General features: G+C 38.6%; 14 protein-coding genes. 7 read left to right on the top strand and 7 right to left on the bottom strand.

Annotated features, from left to right (window positions below):
* Nucleotides 1–135 precede the first annotated feature (135 nt).
* Nucleotides 136–2,502 carry a ribonucleoside-diphosphate reductase subunit alpha gene (locus tag NF867_RS03710; protein WP_252586201.1) on the top strand — a complete coding sequence of 789 codons (2,367 nt, stop codon included), beginning with the start codon at nucleotides 136–138 and terminating at the stop codon, nucleotides 2,500–2,502.
* Between the two features lie 94 nt (nucleotides 2,503–2,596).
* On the opposite strand, the gene NF867_RS03705 is transcribed toward NF867_RS03710, so the two are convergent.
* A complete protein-coding gene (locus tag NF867_RS03705; protein ID WP_252586200.1) occupies nucleotides 2,597–2,821 on the bottom strand; it encodes a hypothetical protein in 225 nt (74 codons plus the stop codon).
* A 249-nt stretch (nucleotides 2,822–3,070) separates the two neighbouring features.
* Here NF867_RS03705 and NF867_RS03700 point away from each other — a divergent pair, with 249 nt between their 5' ends.
* Nucleotides 3,071–3,787, top strand: a complete 717-nt coding sequence (locus NF867_RS03700; RefSeq protein WP_252586199.1) for a head GIN domain-containing protein — start codon at nucleotides 3,071–3,073, stop codon at nucleotides 3,785–3,787.
* 8 nt (nucleotides 3,788–3,795) lie between these two features.
* On the opposite strand, the gene NF867_RS03695 is transcribed toward NF867_RS03700, so the two are convergent.
* Both NF867_RS03695 and NF867_RS03690 read right to left on the bottom strand, forming a co-directional pair.
* The gene (locus NF867_RS03695; protein WP_252586198.1) at nucleotides 3,796–4,140 is read right to left on the bottom strand and encodes an MmcQ/YjbR family DNA-binding protein; all 345 of its coding nucleotides are present in this window, start codon (nucleotides 4,138–4,140) and stop codon (nucleotides 3,796–3,798) included.
* A 255-nt stretch (nucleotides 4,141–4,395) separates the two neighbouring features.
* On the bottom strand, nucleotides 4,396–4,557 hold the full coding sequence (locus tag NF867_RS03690) for a hypothetical protein (RefSeq protein ID WP_252586197.1): 162 nt from the start codon (nucleotides 4,555–4,557) through the stop codon (nucleotides 4,396–4,398).
* 157 nt (nucleotides 4,558–4,714) lie between these two features.
* Here NF867_RS03690 and NF867_RS03685 point away from each other — a divergent pair, with 157 nt between their 5' ends.
* The 4 genes from NF867_RS03685 (at nucleotide 4,715) to NF867_RS03670 (ending at nucleotide 9,985) form a co-directional block, all read left to right on the top strand.
* A complete protein-coding gene (locus NF867_RS03685) occupies nucleotides 4,715–6,280 on the top strand; it encodes a glycerol-3-phosphate dehydrogenase/oxidase (RefSeq protein WP_252586196.1) in 1,566 nt (521 codons plus the stop codon).
* A 50-nt stretch (nucleotides 6,281–6,330) separates the two neighbouring features.
* Nucleotides 6,331–6,900, top strand: a complete 570-nt coding sequence (locus tag NF867_RS03680) for a HupE/UreJ family protein (RefSeq protein WP_252586195.1) — start codon at nucleotides 6,331–6,333, stop codon at nucleotides 6,898–6,900.
* Nucleotides 6,901–7,046: 146 nt separating this feature from the next.
* Nucleotides 7,047–9,392: a M1 family metallopeptidase gene (locus NF867_RS03675; RefSeq protein ID WP_252586194.1), complete on the top strand. Its 2,346-nt coding sequence runs from the start codon at nucleotides 7,047–7,049 to the stop codon at nucleotides 9,390–9,392.
* Nucleotides 9,393–9,496: 104 nt separating this feature from the next.
* Nucleotides 9,497–9,985 (top strand): DUF6702 family protein, encoded by a 489-nt coding sequence (locus NF867_RS03670; protein WP_252586193.1) that lies wholly within the window; start codon nucleotides 9,497–9,499, stop codon nucleotides 9,983–9,985.
* 88 nt (nucleotides 9,986–10,073) lie between these two features.
* Here the strand turns inward: NF867_RS03670 and NF867_RS03665 are convergent, their stop codons facing one another.
* The 4 genes from NF867_RS03665 to NF867_RS03650 form a co-directional block, all read right to left on the bottom strand.
* Entirely contained in the window at nucleotides 10,074–11,330 is a 1,257-nt protein-coding gene (locus tag NF867_RS03665; protein ID WP_252586192.1) for an NAD(P)/FAD-dependent oxidoreductase, read from the bottom strand.
* Nucleotides 11,331–11,429: 99 nt separating this feature from the next.
* On the bottom strand, nucleotides 11,430–12,431 hold the full coding sequence (locus NF867_RS03660) for a 4-hydroxyproline epimerase (RefSeq protein WP_252586191.1): 1,002 nt from the start codon (nucleotides 12,429–12,431) through the stop codon (nucleotides 11,430–11,432).
* A gap of 46 nt (nucleotides 12,432–12,477) precedes the next feature.
* Entirely contained in the window at nucleotides 12,478–13,962 is a 1,485-nt protein-coding gene (locus tag NF867_RS03655; protein WP_252586190.1) for an aldehyde dehydrogenase (NADP(+)), read from the bottom strand.
* Nucleotides 13,963–14,031: 69 nt separating this feature from the next.
* Nucleotides 14,032–14,952: a dihydrodipicolinate synthase family protein gene (locus tag NF867_RS03650; RefSeq protein WP_252586189.1), complete on the bottom strand. Its 921-nt coding sequence runs from the start codon at nucleotides 14,950–14,952 to the stop codon at nucleotides 14,032–14,034.
* Between the two features lie 174 nt (nucleotides 14,953–15,126).
* On the opposite strand from NF867_RS03650, the gene NF867_RS03645 reads away from it, so the two are divergent.
* A complete protein-coding gene (locus NF867_RS03645; RefSeq protein ID WP_252586188.1) occupies nucleotides 15,127–16,008 on the top strand; it encodes an AraC family transcriptional regulator in 882 nt (293 codons plus the stop codon).
* Nucleotides 16,009–16,142 lie beyond the last annotated feature (134 nt).

Raw genomic sequence — 16,142 nt, 5'->3', positions numbered from 1 at the left:
CAATAAGATTTGAGAATTGTGATCTGAGAATTGAGACGTCAATCACAATTATGAACAAAAAATAAAATTATAAACTAGAGAAATGAGTATTCTGAAAGTCTCAATACACATATCTCACATCTCATATCTAAACTTATGTTTGTAATAAAACGCGACGGAAGAACAGAATCGGTGAAGTTTGACAAAATCACTGCTCGTATAGAAAAACTTAATTATGGCCTTGATCCGGTACACGTTGACGCAATTGACGTGGCTAAAAAGGTAATTGAAGGTTTATACGACGGGGTTACCACTTCAGAACTTGACAACCTTGCTGCCGAAACCGCTGCTTCTCTAACCGTTAAGCATCCTGATTATGCTTTATTGGCCTCGCGCATCGCGGTGTCGAACCTGCATAAAAACACCGAAAAATCGTTCTCCAAAACAATGGAGAAACTATATAATTACGTTGATCCTAAAACAGGCTTAAATGCCGCGCTTTTATCGGATGAAGTAATCGAAGTTATTCGTAATAATGCCGAGATCTTAGATTCAAGTATTATCTACGATCGTGATTTTTCGTTTGATTACTTCGGATTTAAAACCCTTGAGCGCTCATATCTTCTAAAACTGAACGGCCGTGTGGTTGAACGTCCGCAGCATATGTACATGCGCGTTTCCGTTGGCATTCACCTAAACGATATTGATTCGGTTATCAAAACCTACAATTTAATGTCGGAAAAATGGTTTACCCATGCCACTCCTACCCTGTTCAATGGAGGTACACCTAAAGCGCAAATGTCATCGTGTTTCTTATTAACCATGAAAGACGACAGCATTGAAGGCATTTATGATACACTTAAACAAACAGCCAAGATCTCACAATCGGCAGGCGGTATTGGTTTAAGCATTCATAATATCCGTGCAACAGGTTCATACATTAGCGGCACCAATGGAACCTCTAATGGTATTGTACCAATGTTACGTGTGTTCAATGATACTGCTCGTTACGTTGATCAAGGAGGCGGTAAACGCAAAGGAGCTTTTGCCATCTATTTAGAGCCTTGGCATGCCGATATCTTCGATTTCCTCGATTTGCGTAAGAACCATGGTAAAGAAGAATTACGTGCACGTGATTTATTCTATGCCCTTTGGATTCCTGATCTTTTCATGAAACGTGTTGAAGAAAACGGCACATGGAGTTTATTCTGTCCGCATGAGGCGCCAGGATTGCACGAAACGCATAGCGAAGAATTTGAAGCGCTTTATACCAAATACGAACAGGAAGGTCGTGCCCGCAAAACTATAAAAGCACAAGAGCTATGGTTTGCCATTATGGATTCACAAGTTGAAACCGGAACGCCTTACATGCTCTATAAAGATGCGGCAAACAAAAAATCGAACCAGCAAAATTTAGGAACAATCAAGTCATCAAACTTGTGTACCGAAATTATTGAATACACTTCAGATGATGAAGTTGCGGTTTGTAACCTTGCATCTCTCGCACTTCCTAAATTCGTGATCAATGGCGAGTTCGATCATCAAAAATTATATGAGGTAACTTATCAGGCAACCTATAACCTGAATAAAATTATCGACAATAACTATTATCCGGTTGAAGAGGCACGTAATTCAAACATGCGTCATCGTCCGGTTGGTTTAGGAGTACAAGGATTAGCCGATGCCTTCATTATGCTGCGCTATCCATTTGAATCACCTGAAGCACAGAAATTGAATACCGAGATTGCTGAAACCATTTATTTTGCGGCTTTAACAGCGTCAAAAGATCTGGCTAAAGTTGAGGGTCCTTATTCAACTTATGAAGGTTCTCCGATTTCTAAAGGCAATCTTCAATATGATATGTGGGGTGTTACGCCTAGTGGTCGTTGGGATTTTACCGGCTTGAAGAAAGAAATTAAAAAACATGGTGTTCGCAACTCATTATTGGTTGCACCTATGCCTACAGCTTCTACTTCTCAAATTTTAGGTAATAACGAATGTTTTGAGCCTTACACCTCAAACATTTATGTACGCAGGGTACTTTCGGGAGAGTTTATCGTTGTAAATAAACACCTTTTAAAAGACCTGGTTGCTTTGAATTTGTGGGATGGCACCATGAAAAATAAAATCATTGCTGCCGAAGGCTCAATTCAGGAGATCGCTGAGATTCCTCAATCTATCAAAGATTTGTATAAAACAGTTTGGGAGATCAAACAACGTACATTAATTGATATGGCTGCCGATCGAGGAGCCTTTATTTGCCAAAGCCAGTCGTTGAACTTGTTTGTACAAAGTCCGAATACGGCTAAGCTTACTTCAATGCATTTCTACGCATGGAAAAAAGGTTTAAAAACTGGTATGTACTACTTGCGTACGCAAGCAGCTAACGCCGCAGTTAAGTTTACTGTTGAGCAGCAGGCTGAAAAACAATTGGAACCAATGGTACAACATACCGGCGTTGAAGAAGAAATCAGCGGTCCTGTGTGTACAATGGAAGAAGGTTGTGTTACTTGTTCAGGATAATCTAAAAAGAGGCTTAAATTAAATATAGACTTAAAAAGAAAAGGTCGGTTTCAGAAATTGAAACCGACCTTTTCTTTTTAGAGAGCGCATACTTTTAATCCAATTCTTTTTGAAAGATTGCATGAATTAACATTAATATCAGTAAGCCTGCTGCACCTGGAAGAAATGCATACCAACTGATTGTTATTAGAGTAGCGCCAAATCCTTCAGTAGGATTGAAAAAAAATGAAAATACTTTTATCACAATACCTAAAATAAAAAGGCCTGTGAAAAGCATTACCAGCCAGTAAAGAGGACTGTGATGAGCTTGTGTTTTCATAATTAACTATGGCTTTGTTTTACGATCTTAAGTTACGATAAAAATCTCATAATTAATAGTTTATAATAAATATTTTTAAAACTATTTTCTCCAATAGAAGCATTGGCTTCTTGTCTTCAAAAACCTTTATTACATACGTTTTAAGCTTTTTTTTGAATAAAAAAAATGAGCTTATATAACCTATCCGTTACACCTCAATTAATCATATTCGACTTCACATATCTAACTTTACATAAAACATAAAAATCTATGAAATCATCTATCTTTTATTCTCTTCAACTATTACTAATAGTTCTTTCATTTACTTCTTGTAGAAATACGATTGAAGGCTCTGGAAATTATAAAACAGAAGAACGGGCAATTGGGGAGATTAACGCAGTAGAAAGCAGTGGCGAGTTTACAATCATACTGCATAAAGACTCTATTTCCTCAGTTAGAATTTATGCTGAGGATAATATCATCCCAGAGTTAACAACCCAGTTAAAAGGAAACAAAACGCTCTCTATTTATTACCGTGATCACCGAACAAAATACGTACATGGAAAAGTGGAAATTTACGTGCCGGTTAAAAATTTAAACAGCGTTGATTTATCCGGTTCGGGTTCAATTAAGAATACAAACAATACGGTTAGCGAAAACCTAAAATTGAACATCAGCGGTTCCGGCACGATTAACATGGTTATAGTGGGGCAAAATTTAACCAGCAGTTTATCTGGTTCGGGATTAATCCAATTGCAGGGAAGTGTAATCAATAACAATCAAACCATTTCTGGTTCAGGTAAAATTAAGTCGTTTGGTTTAACAAGCGAAAATGCCAAAGTAAACATATCGGGCTCTGGTGACAGTGAGGTAAATGTTTCAAAAACTTTGGATGCAACAATTAGCGGAAGCGGGAATGTGATTTATATGGGCACGCCGGTGGTGAATGTGAATATAAGCGGAAGTGGCAAAGTTCGAAAAAATTAGAGTTGTTGCTACAATCCTAATTCTTTCAAAACCTTTTTAGGAAGTTTGTTTTTTATTAACTCGTACGAATGTTGAATATAATACTCCCACTCTTGAACCGATAAGGCATTTGGATCAGAAATTAATATCCATTTATATCGTGCCATATACGGGGCTGGAATTATTCCATTTCTTTCCGTTAATGAAACAAAATCTTCATCTGACACTTTTAGCGAAGCTGAAAAGTTTTCGGACAAACTGCCCACGCAAAACATCTTATTGCCAATTAAAAAACATAAATGGTCTTCCCACTTAATATCCTCAGTAATTGCAGGCAGGGTTTTACACAAATTTTGGAGTATCTCAATATTCATAAACACTTGATGGGTCTAGAAAATAATAGCTTCTAATTAATAGGTGCAAAAATATAGTCTCAAAGGAATATAAAAAATCAACCCCCTTGCTGTTGGAAACAAGGGGGCGCAACGAACTAAACTATTAACTAAACCTAACACTTTTTACTATCTGCCAAATCAAAACTTGCCATCAGTTCACAACAACTAACATTGAAGTTTTGCTTTTAATAGTATGACTCGTATTCTGAAAAAAGGTTTAAAGGCAATTATTTTTTAATCAATTTGAGGTTTATGAGCATCCGGGAAATACCATTCATCAATCAGTAAAACAATCGTTAAACCGAAAATGCCAATTCCACAGATAAATAAACCCAGAATACCTAATGGCTCAAGTTTGTAATGGTAGGCATACGCTACCCGTTCTGTAATCTTCATTATTGGGCCGACTAAAAACATCACCCAAAACAGAGATTTCAACACCATCATGAAACGTTTCATAACTTACCCTCCTATCAATCTCAAAACAATTAAACAAAGGATTAGGTTTAAACGAATAATAATTTAAATTGAACCGCATAAAAAACGACTCACTATGAAACGAACCCTGATGCTTGCCGAAATTGAAACAATGAAAGGATTGGTTTGGGATGTTATCATTATTGGCGGTGGAGCAACGGGACTGGGAGCAGCGGTTGAAGCTACCACCAGGGGATATAAAACCTTACTGCTTGAACAGGAAGATTTTGCCAAAGGCACATCAAGTCGTTCAACCAAACTTATACATGGCGGAGTTCGTTATTTACAGCAAGGTAATCTGTCGTTGGTATTGGAAGCGCTAAAAGAGCGTGGTTTACTCATTCAAAATGCACCACACCTGGTGCATAATTTATCTTTTATTGTACCTAATTACAGTTGGTGGTCGGGGCCGTTTTATGGCATAGGGCTCAAATTTTACGACTTATTAGCCGGAAAGCTAGGATTAGGCCCATCAGAGTTTCTATCTGTAAATGAAACTTTAGATCATATCCCTACGTTGGAACAGGATGGACTAAAAGGTGGTGTTATCTACCACGATGGGCAATTTGATGATGCGCGCCTGGCCATAAATTTAGCACAAACCGCAGCCGATAATGGAGCAACCCTTATTAACTACTTCAAAGTAAACAGTTTCATCAAAGAGCAAAACCTGATTGCCGGAGTATTAGCAACTGATCAGATTACGAGTAAAGAATATGAACTAAAAGCAAAAGTAGTGATCAATGCCACAGGAGTTTTTGCTGATACTTTAATACAAACTGATAATCCAAAAGCTTCAAAAATAGTAAGCCCAAGCCAGGGAATTCACTTGGTGTTCGATCGTAAGTTTTTGCCGGGTGAGAGTGCCATTATGGTTCCTCAAACCGATGATGGCCGGGTTCTTTTTGCCATACCATGGCATAATAAGGTGGTAGTTGGAACAACTGATACAGCTGTTGATGCACCACAACTCGAGCCTAAAGCGCAAGCATCAGAAATTGAGTTTATTCTAAAACACGCAGCCCGCTATTTAGAGGAAGATCCAACGGCAGCTGATGTGCGAAGTGTATTTGCAGGATTACGTCCATTGGTAAAAAATGGGAATGGCAACAGCACCTCTGCCCTTTCGCGTGATCATACCATTTTAGTGTCCGAATCGGGTTTACTAACTGTTACTGGAGGCAAATGGACCACTTATCGACGGATGGGAGAAGATGTTATTGATAAAGCCTGTTTAATTGGTGGATTAGAAGAAAAAAGCTCGGTAACCTCGACACTTAGAATACATGGATGGAAAGAAAATGTAAACCTAAATGAACCATTAAATTGTTATGGAGCTGATGCAGATGAAATAAGAACTCTTATTAAAGATGCCCCACATCTTTCGGAAAGCATTCACCCTAATCTGCCTTATATAAAAGCGGAAGTAATTTGGGCGATAAGAAACGAAATGGCGATCACGGTTGAAGATATTTTAGCCCGCCGTACACGTTCGCTTTTCCTCGATGCTGCAGCAGCTATTGAATGTTCAAAATCGATAGCTGAATTAATGGCCCTTGAACTTAACCTCAATCAGGATTGGATAAATGACCAAGTCAGCAGGTTTTCTAAAGTTGCTGAAAATTACCGCATTAACATTTAACGAATAATTAATACCTGAAAAACTAAAGAAAGCGTTTATTTTCGGCCCTCATGGACCAATTTTTAACCTTTCTGCAAGAAGGCTTTTTTCACATACTCGATTTACAGGGGTACGATCATATTCTTTTTTTATTTGCCATTTGTGCCATTTACACCATAAATGACTGGAAACGTATCCTATGGATTGTTACTTCCTTCACTATTGCTCATTCGATTACACTCGCTTTGTGTGTACTAAACATCATCTCAATAAATGGTAATTTGGTAGAATTCCTTATCGCATTCACTATCTTTTTTACCTGTGTGGAGAATCTTTTTATTCCACAGTTGCACAACTACCGGGTTTTATTCTCTGGTTTCTTCGGATTAATACATGGTATGGGGTTTTCGCGCCTACTGAAAGACCTTTTCATGGGTATGGAGTTTAATGCATTCACTACCCTACTTCCTTTTAACCTAGGTTTAGAATTCGGTCAGGTTATAATTATAAGCTTTATTCTAACTGTTATTTATTGTCTGATAAGATTCTGTAAACTGCAACCAAAAACCATTAGCTATTTGATCTCAATTCCGGTTCTAGCTCAATCAGCCATTTGGATGTGGCAGCGATTTCCATGGTAAACACCAAATTTAATCAGGTAATTTTAATTTGTTCTTTATAGTAATTTGGCTTTTACAAACAAAGACCATAAAAATGTTACAACAACAAATTTCTATTGCAACTTCAAGCTATTACATTTAGCCCTCAATCCATTCCAAATAAGCGCATGAAGAAAAAAGTACTCGTTACTGCATTAGCATTTATTAGTTATCATTCCGTTTTTGCTCAGTCGGGCAGTTATAACAACAATAAATTTCACCAATTACAAGAAATTTTACCTACGCCAAATGAATACCGAACCGCTTCGGGAGCCCCGGGACATGCATACTGGCAACAAAAGGTTGATTACGTAATTAAGGCTGAACTAAATGACGACAACCAGAGCCTTACCGGTTCAGAAACCATCACCTATCACAACAATTCTCCTGATGTATTGACCTACGTTTGGCTGCAGCTCGATCAGAATAATTATGCTGCAAATTCTGACGCTTCGCTTACGCAAACCAATGGTAAGGTAGAGAACATGAGTTTTGACGCTTTAGAACGATTAACGGCTAACAACAAATCAAAATTAGGTTATACCATTAAAAGTGTAAAAGACGCCGCAGGGAAAAGCCTACCTTTCACCATCAACAAAACGATGATGCGTGTGGATCTTCCACAACCCCTTAAACCCGGAGCAAGTTTCAGCTTCTCGGTTGATTGGTTCAATTATATCAACGATTCACGTAAAACAGGTGGCCGTGGCGGAATGGAGTATTTTGAAGATGGAAACTACATTTACGAAATGGCGCAGTGGTTCCCTCGTTTATGCGTTTATGATGATGTAAATGGATGGCAAAACAAACAGTTCTTAGGAACCGGTGAGTTTGCACTGGAGTTTGGCGACTATAAAGTAAGCTTAACCGTTCCTGCTGATCATATTGTAATGGCTACCGGCATCCTTCAAAATCAAAGTCAGGTACTTAGCAAACAACAAATTGACCGTTTAGAGCAAGCCAAAGCTTCTGTTAAAAAGCCTGTAATTATTGTTTCTCAGGAGGAAGCTACTCAAAAAGAAAAATCACATTCAAAAGATAAAAAAACCTGGATTTTCCAGGGCGATAACGTACGCGACTTTGCATGGGCTTCTTCACGTAAATTTATTTGGGATGCCATGGGTGTAAATGTAAACGGCAAAACCGTTATGGCTATGTCGGCCTACCCTAAAGAAGGCAATCCGCTTTGGGAAAAATACTCAACGCAGGCCGCTGCACATACTTTAGAGGTTTATTCGCGCTATACCTTCGATTACCCTTACCCTGTTGCCATTTCGGTTAACGGACCAGTGGGCGGTATGGAATACCCTATGATCTGTTTCAATGGCCCTCGTCCTGAAAAAGATGGCACTTATGCGGCAGAAACTAAATATGGTCTAATCTCTGTGGTTATCCACGAAGTTGGCCATAACTTCTTCCCTATGATTGTAAATTCTGACGAACGTCAGTGGAGCTGGATGGATGAAGGCTTGAATACATTCCTTCAATATCTTTCGGAACAGGAATGGGAGCAAAATTATCCATCAAGAAGAGGTGAACCTAAGAACATCACCAGCTACATGGCAAGTGACAAATCAACTTTAGAGCCGATCATGTCGAACTCAGAGTCGATCATCCAATTTGGAAATAATGCCTATGGTAAACCGGCAACGGCTTTAAACATTTTACGTGAAACGGTAATGGGTCGCGAGCTTTTCGACTATTCGTTTAAAGAATACGCTAAACGTTGGAAGTTTAAACATCCTGAACCTGCCGATTTCTTCAGAACGATGGAAGATGCATCGGCCGTTGACCTCGATTGGTTTTGGAGAGGCTGGTTTTATGGAACTGATGCCGTTGATATTGCCATTAAAAACGTAAGCTGGTACAAGGTTGATTCCCAAAACCCTGATATTGAAAAAACTGCTCAACGTCAGAAAAAAGATAGTGCTCCAAAAACTGTTTCGGATCAACGCAATCAAAAAAGCATTAAACAATATCGAGTTGATCGTTTCCCTGACTTGCAGGATTTCTATAATAAATACGATGCCCTGGAGGTTACCGAAAGCGACCGTAAACGTTATCAATTATTCACCAGCAACTTAAATGATAATGAAAAACAGCTTTCAACATCATCGACAAATGTTTATTTAATCGATTTCGAGAATGTTGGAGGATTGGTGATGCCAATTATTTTACAAATGCAATACGAAGATGGTTCAAAAGAAATTGTTCGTATTCCGGCTGAAATATGGAGAAGAAACAACGATAAAGTCTCGAAGATATTTGTTACCGAAAAACCTGTAAAACAGTTCACTATCGATCCATTACAGGAAACAGCAGATATTAACCAAGCTAACAACAGCTATCCTGAAGCATCGGTTGCCTCTCAGTTTCAGTTATTCAAACAGCAACAAAGAGCTAAGCAGCCGAACCAAATGCAATTGGAAAGAAGTTCGGCCTCAGGTACTTCAAACCCACAAAACAACAAGTAAATCAATAATTATTTTAAATGAGTGAGGCTATCTGGCAACAGGTAGCCTTGTTTGTTTCAGGCATCAAACTTATTCACCTAAATTATATACATAAATTTGCAGTCATGAAAAAGCTGATTTTATCATTTGCGTTGTGCTTACTTTTTGTGTTGCCGGCCAGTTCACATAAATTTTATACCTCGATGACACAAATGGAATATAACACATCATCGAAATCAGTGGAAATTATCATGAATGTTTTCTGGGATGATATTGAAGTTGCACTTAGTAAAATTCAAAAGAAAACTATAAAGGCTGAAACTCCCAACTTTGATACTTACCTGAAAAGCTATTTACAACAAACGTTTCAGCTTAAAAACAGCAACCGTCAGTTAAAGCCATTTACGTTTGTGGGAAAAGAAATAAAGGGCGAAACGATGAGTGTTTATCTTGAGATTCCCCTCCCTGAAGGACTAAACAATACCGAATTAACACAAGCCGTTTTAATAAATGATTTTAATACACAAACCAATATTGTGAACATCATTAGTGGTTCTGCTCATAAAACTTTACTTTTCAAAGAAGGTGATATTAAAAAGAAAATCAATTTGTAACGATTTACTTTTTCAGAAAAACAAAAAAACCTGCCAGCATATTAAGCTGACAGGACTCGACCAATTAAACTTAAACGATAAAAACAACCTAATTATAACGATCAGGCGAAAACAGATCAATGTTAACACAGGTAGATTGTTTATTCACCAAACTATTTATAAGTAAACCTGTTGCCGGAGCTAAACTTAGGCCCATCATGGCATGCCCGGTCGCTATAATTAGATTTTTATATTTTTCGCTTCTTCCAATATAAGGTAGACCATCCGGTGAACATGGGCGTAAACCGCTCCATACTTGTTCTGGTTCAGGCATTTGAAGCATCATTGAAGGAAAGTAGTCAGGCACTGATTTAATTATCCCTCCCACTCTTTTCATATTTATTTCTGTATTGATACCTGCAATTTCCATTGTTCCGCCAACACGTAGTTTCCCAGCCATTGGCGTCATCGCAACCCTTGCTTCACATAAAATTGAAGGATAGTTAAGGTTTATCACAGGTTGATCTAAGGTTATACTGTATCCCTTCCCGGCTTGAACGGGAATATTCAGTTTCAATGTTTTCACAATCTCTGGCGACCATGAACCACCTGCCACAATAATTTCATCTGCACGAAAATGTTCTTTATCGGTTATTATCGCATCAACCTTAGCATTTTTTATTGTGAACCCATTAACCTTAGTGTTTTGCACTATTTTCACACCTCGTTTTTGCAGTACTTGCTGCAAATGCTTTACAAAAGCATTCGGATAACAATGTGCATCTCCCGGGAAAAACACACCACCCGCAACCTCAGGCTTAAGTTCGGGCTCTTTCTTCCAAACTTCTTCCCTGCTCAATAATTGCGCTTCTATTCCAAGCTCATTTGAAAGCTGTGCAACATGGGCCTCTTCTTCAAGTGCCTGATCTGATTTACACAACATCATCAACCCCTTGCCTTCAAACGCGAATTTAAGTTCCGGTTCAGTGGAAAGTTCTTCAAACAATCTGCGGCTTAACAAACTTATATCTCGTAACGCCGGCATAGCACGTTCTACTTTTGAGGCATTGGCGGCTTTGTAAAACTTTAGTCCCCATGAGAGAAAATCAAAATCGAACCTGGGTTTTACATAAAAAGGGCTTTCAGAGTTGAACATCCATTGTATTCCCTGGGCGATCATTCCTGGGGCAGCCAGTGGAATAAAATGACTGGGCACTATCATCCCGGCATTACCAATGGAACAGCTATTCTGCATGTCAGATTTATCAATTATTGTAACCTGATGTCCTTCCTTGTTTAAATAATAAGCCGAACAAAGACCAATTACCCCTCCTCCAACAATAATTATTTCTTTTTGTGTTGACATAAAACCCTCCAAACTTCACTAAAGGGAGGCTTACTCTCTTCTAAAGTGATGAATTATATAATAAGTATTTTCAAAAGACCCTTTTAGGGGACTGATGGGTTAGATTACCTGAAACCCATGCGCATAAGGATCGTCATCATCAATAACAATCGTATTATAACCGTAAACCATGGCCCATCCTTCAACACTTGGAATAATCGCGGGTTTTCCATCCAACTCAGTTTCTTCTTCAATTCGCCCGATGAATTTTGAACCAATGATACTCTCATGAATAAAATCCTGACCCGGTTTTAGCTTTCCTTTCGCATACCATTGTGCCAGCCGTGCTGAAGTCCCTGTTCCACATGGAGAACGATCAATCGCCTTGTCGCCATAGAATACCGCATTACGAGCTGTTGAGGTTGGATCTAATGGATCTCCTGCCCATAAAATATGACTGCAACCGTTAATGGTTGGGTTTTCGGGATGAACAAACGCATATTTTTCGTTAATGCGTTTACGCAATTCCCGACTCCATGAAATCAATTGATCAGCAGTATATTCATGAACACCTTTAAAATTAGGCTGAGGATCAACGATGGCATAAAAATTACCACCATATGATACATCAATAGTTAACTCGCCTAAATCAGGACATTCAACGGTAAGGTTTTCGGCGGCCAGATATGATTTGATATTGGTAATCTTTACCGATTTAACTTTTTTACCTTCTTGCTTGTATTCGATTTTTACTAAACCAGCCGGAACTTCAAGATGCAATACACCAGGTGTTTTTGGACTAACGAGCCCCTGTTCAATGGCAATTGTTACAGTACCTATTGTTCCGTGGCCACACATTGGTAAACAGCCACTGGTTTCAATAAATAAAACTCCAACATCGTTGCTTGGATCTGATGGTGGATATAAAATACTCCCGCTCATCATGTCATGTCCCCGGGGCTCAAACATTAATCCTTTACGTATCCAATCGTATTCTCTTAAAAAATGCTGGCGCTTTTCACTCATGTTGGCACCTTTAAGAATCGGTCCGCCGCCGGCAACAACTCTTACTGGATTACCGCAGGTGTGAGCATCAATACAAAAAAATGTTTTACTTGCCATTTATATTAAGACAAAAGAATAACCATCATAGAATAGAGGCTTTTTATTAAGCCTTTGAAAACTCACCATCAATCAATCGCCAAATCTGCATTGGATTACCGTCTTGTAATTCAGCAGGCAATAACGACTGAGAAAAATTCTGTAAACACACAGGTCGCACGAAACGCTTGATAGCTGATGTGCCTACAGAGGTAAATCTGGCATCTGTTGTAGCAGGAAAAGGACCACCATGCACCATTGAGGGACAAACTTCCACGCCTGTAGGTACATTATTAATCATAACCCGGCCGGCAATAGTTGTTAAGCTTTCTAACAGATCAATGTTTTGCTGTAAATCCGAATCAGTACCCATAATTGTACCTGTTAGCTGTCCTTCCAATACGTTTACCACCGCTAACATTTCAGCTTTATCTTTACATTTCACCAATAAAGAATAAGGTCCGAATATTTCCTGATGCAATGTTGGCCTTTCCATGAATACAGCTGCCGAAACTGAAGCAATTAGGGCGTTACCCGCATCATTTTCTGTTTTTTGAACAGCAGCTTCAATGCTTAAATCCTCATCATTAATTACTGAAGCAATTCCCTCATGATAAGACTGAGCAATTCCTGAATGCAACATCTTGGCAGGAGAAACTTGCTGGATTGCTATTTTCAAATGGCTTAAAAACTCATCTAATGCTTTATCTTCAACAGCGATCATGACTCCTGGATTTGTACAAAACTGCCCAACTCCTTGTGTTATCGAAGCCGCCATTTCTTTTGCCAGTGATTCTGGCTGAGTAGCAAGTTTTTCAGACAACAAACAAACCGGATTAACACTCCCCATTTCGGCAAAAACCGGAATAGGACGATGACGGTGATTTGCCAAATCGAACAAGGCCTTTCCTCCGGTATAAGAACCTGTAAACGCCACCGCTTGCGTAGCAGGATGTTTTACCAGTGCTTGTCCGATTTCATACCTACCAATAACATGTTGAAATACATTTTTGGGCATTTGAGCCAATTGTATGGCTTTCTCAATAGCCCCGGCAACTAATACCGATGTTTTCCGATGCGCAGAATGAGCCTTTAACACAACCGGACAACCGGCAGCCAAAGCAGACGCCGTATCTCCACCTGCGGTAGAGAATGCGAGTGGAAAATTGCTGGCTCCAAAGACCACTACCGGACCGAGAGGAACCAGCATTTTCCGGATATCAGATTTAGGGATTGGCAATCGTTGAGGTAGAGCAGTATCAATACTTGCTTCTACCCATGATCCTTCACGGATCAAATCAGCAAACATTTTAAGCTGATTGCAAGTTCTGCCACGTTCACCAATTAATCTTGCCTCAGGCAAGTTGGTTTCTGTCATGGCAGTTTCAATCAACTCAAATCCTAACAATTCAATTTGCCTGACAATTTCTTCCAGGAAATTCGCTTTAGCCTCTTTACTGACTTTTTTATATTCATTTCCTGCATTTACAGCCTTCAGCATAATGGCTTGAAATTGCTGCAAATCAGTAGTTTTAACTTCTTGTATTTCCATCTTTATCATTCATTAAAAACAGAGCAAGCCAGTAGATAGCCTGCCCATTGATGTATAGACCAAAGAAAATTAAAGACTCATATATTCAGGCAGTACAGGTCGTGTAGCCAATCCTTGATTAATAATTCCAAGAATTCGTTCTCTTTCTTCTCCTTCTAACATTAAGCGAGGAGCCCTAACGTATTCGGTGCCAATACCCGTTGCCACTTCTGCAAGTTTTATGTATTGAACCAATTTAGGGTGGATATCTAACTCAAGGAGCGGTAAGAACCAACGATAAATTTCAAGTGCTTCATCAATTTGACCGGCTTTAATCAGACGGAATATGGCCACTGTTTCTTCCGGGAAGGCGCAAACTAAACCTGCAACCCAACCATGTGCACCCATTAATAATTCTTCCATTGCAAGGGTATCAACCCCACAAAGAATTTTAAACCGATCACCAAAACGATTAATCATACGTGTTACGTTAGACACATCACGTGTTGATTCTTTAACCGCCTGAATATTTTCACATTCAACCAGTTCGGCAAACATATCCAAGGTCACTTCGATTTTATAATCCACTGGATTATTGTAAATCATTATAGGAAGTCGCGTTGAATTCGCCACTGCTTTGAAGTACTCAACAGTTTCACGGTGATCAGATTTGTAACGCATTGGAGGCAACAACATTAAACCGGAAGCTCCTAATTCTTCGGCATTTTTTGCTTGCAATATGGCTTCGCTGGTAGCACCTTCGGCAATATTAAGAATGACAGGAACCTTACCGGCAACTTTTTCCACCGTAAAACGAACCAATTCAGCCTTCTCTCTATTTGTTAATACGCTCGATTCTCCTAAAGTACCACCCAAAATAATTCCATCAACACCAGCGCTTAATTGAGCATTTAAGTTTTTCTTGAATGCATAAAAATCGATTCGATCATTAGCAGTAAACTTTGTGGTTACCGCCGGGAATACTCCGTTCCAATTTATCGTAGCCATCATTATTTGGTATCTGTAAAAATTATAATCACAAAAGTAGATGCTCAACAAACAGGATGCTGATGGAGGATTAATCAATTATAATACTATTCTAACCTAAATTATACTCAAACAAAGATTTCATTGCTAATTTTAGCCATTCAAATTTAAAGCAGGTGATTTTAGCGCTGTATTCATATGAAAATTATCCCTTTTAAAATTCCGAAAACAGAAAAAGATTCGTTTCTCTTGCAGGAAGATCATGTAAGTCATTTTTATGACAAACTGCATCAACATTCGGAGGTGCAGCTGACACTAATGCTTAAAAGTGAAGGAACCTTGATTGCGGGTGATTTTATCGGGAGTTTTTATGTAGATGATCTTTATTTAATAGGATCTAACTTACCACATGTATTCAAAAACGAAGATCGATTTTACCAAAATGGTAAAACGGAAGCCCACATGATCTCTGTTTTTTTTGATAAAGAATCATTTGGTAAAGACTTCCTTTTGCTACCTGAGACCGCTGGTATTCGTTCATTTATTTATGGATTAACCAATTGTTATAAAATCACTGGAGAAACTGCCGAACGAATTAAGCAAAAAATGCTTCAGCTATTTAAGCTAGAGGGGTTTGACAGGATGTTGCATTTGCTAAGCATCATTAACCTAATGGCTACTTCTACTGAAATTGTAAAGCTTTCCAATTTCAAGGCATCAAAATCATATGATGCATCGGAAGGGAAGCGAATGAATGATATATTAACCTTTTCAATCAAGCAATTCCACAGAAAAATAACCATTGAAGAAATTGCACAGGTTGCCAATATGACACCGGAGGCATTTTGCAGGTATTTTAAAGTATGCACGCGTAAAACGTACCTTAACTTTTTGAACGAGATCCGCATTACCAATGCCTGCAAGCTTTTAATTAATAAAGATTTAACAATAGCAGAAATTAGTGCCAATTCAGGATTTAACAACCTTTCTAACTTTAACCGGATATTTAAGAAAGTTACCGGGCTTACACCTAGTTTATACTTGCTTAAGTCGCAATTACAAAAGGCAAGAAAAGAATAACACTTTTAGCCATTAAATTCTGCCTTTTTTTCAGCTAACCTTCATAAACAAAGTCTATTTTTGTAATGGCATAAGTCTTGAAACTTACGTTACCCTCAAATATATTACCTAAACACTGACACATTGACCCGCTT

Origin of the sequence: Solitalea agri (assembly GCF_023914155.1) — a bacterium.
GTDB lineage: Bacteria > Bacteroidota > Bacteroidia > Sphingobacteriales > Sphingobacteriaceae > Solitalea > Solitalea agri.
The sequence above is the reverse complement of the archived record's forward strand: the minus strand, read 5'-3'. Positions and strand labels throughout refer to the sequence as shown.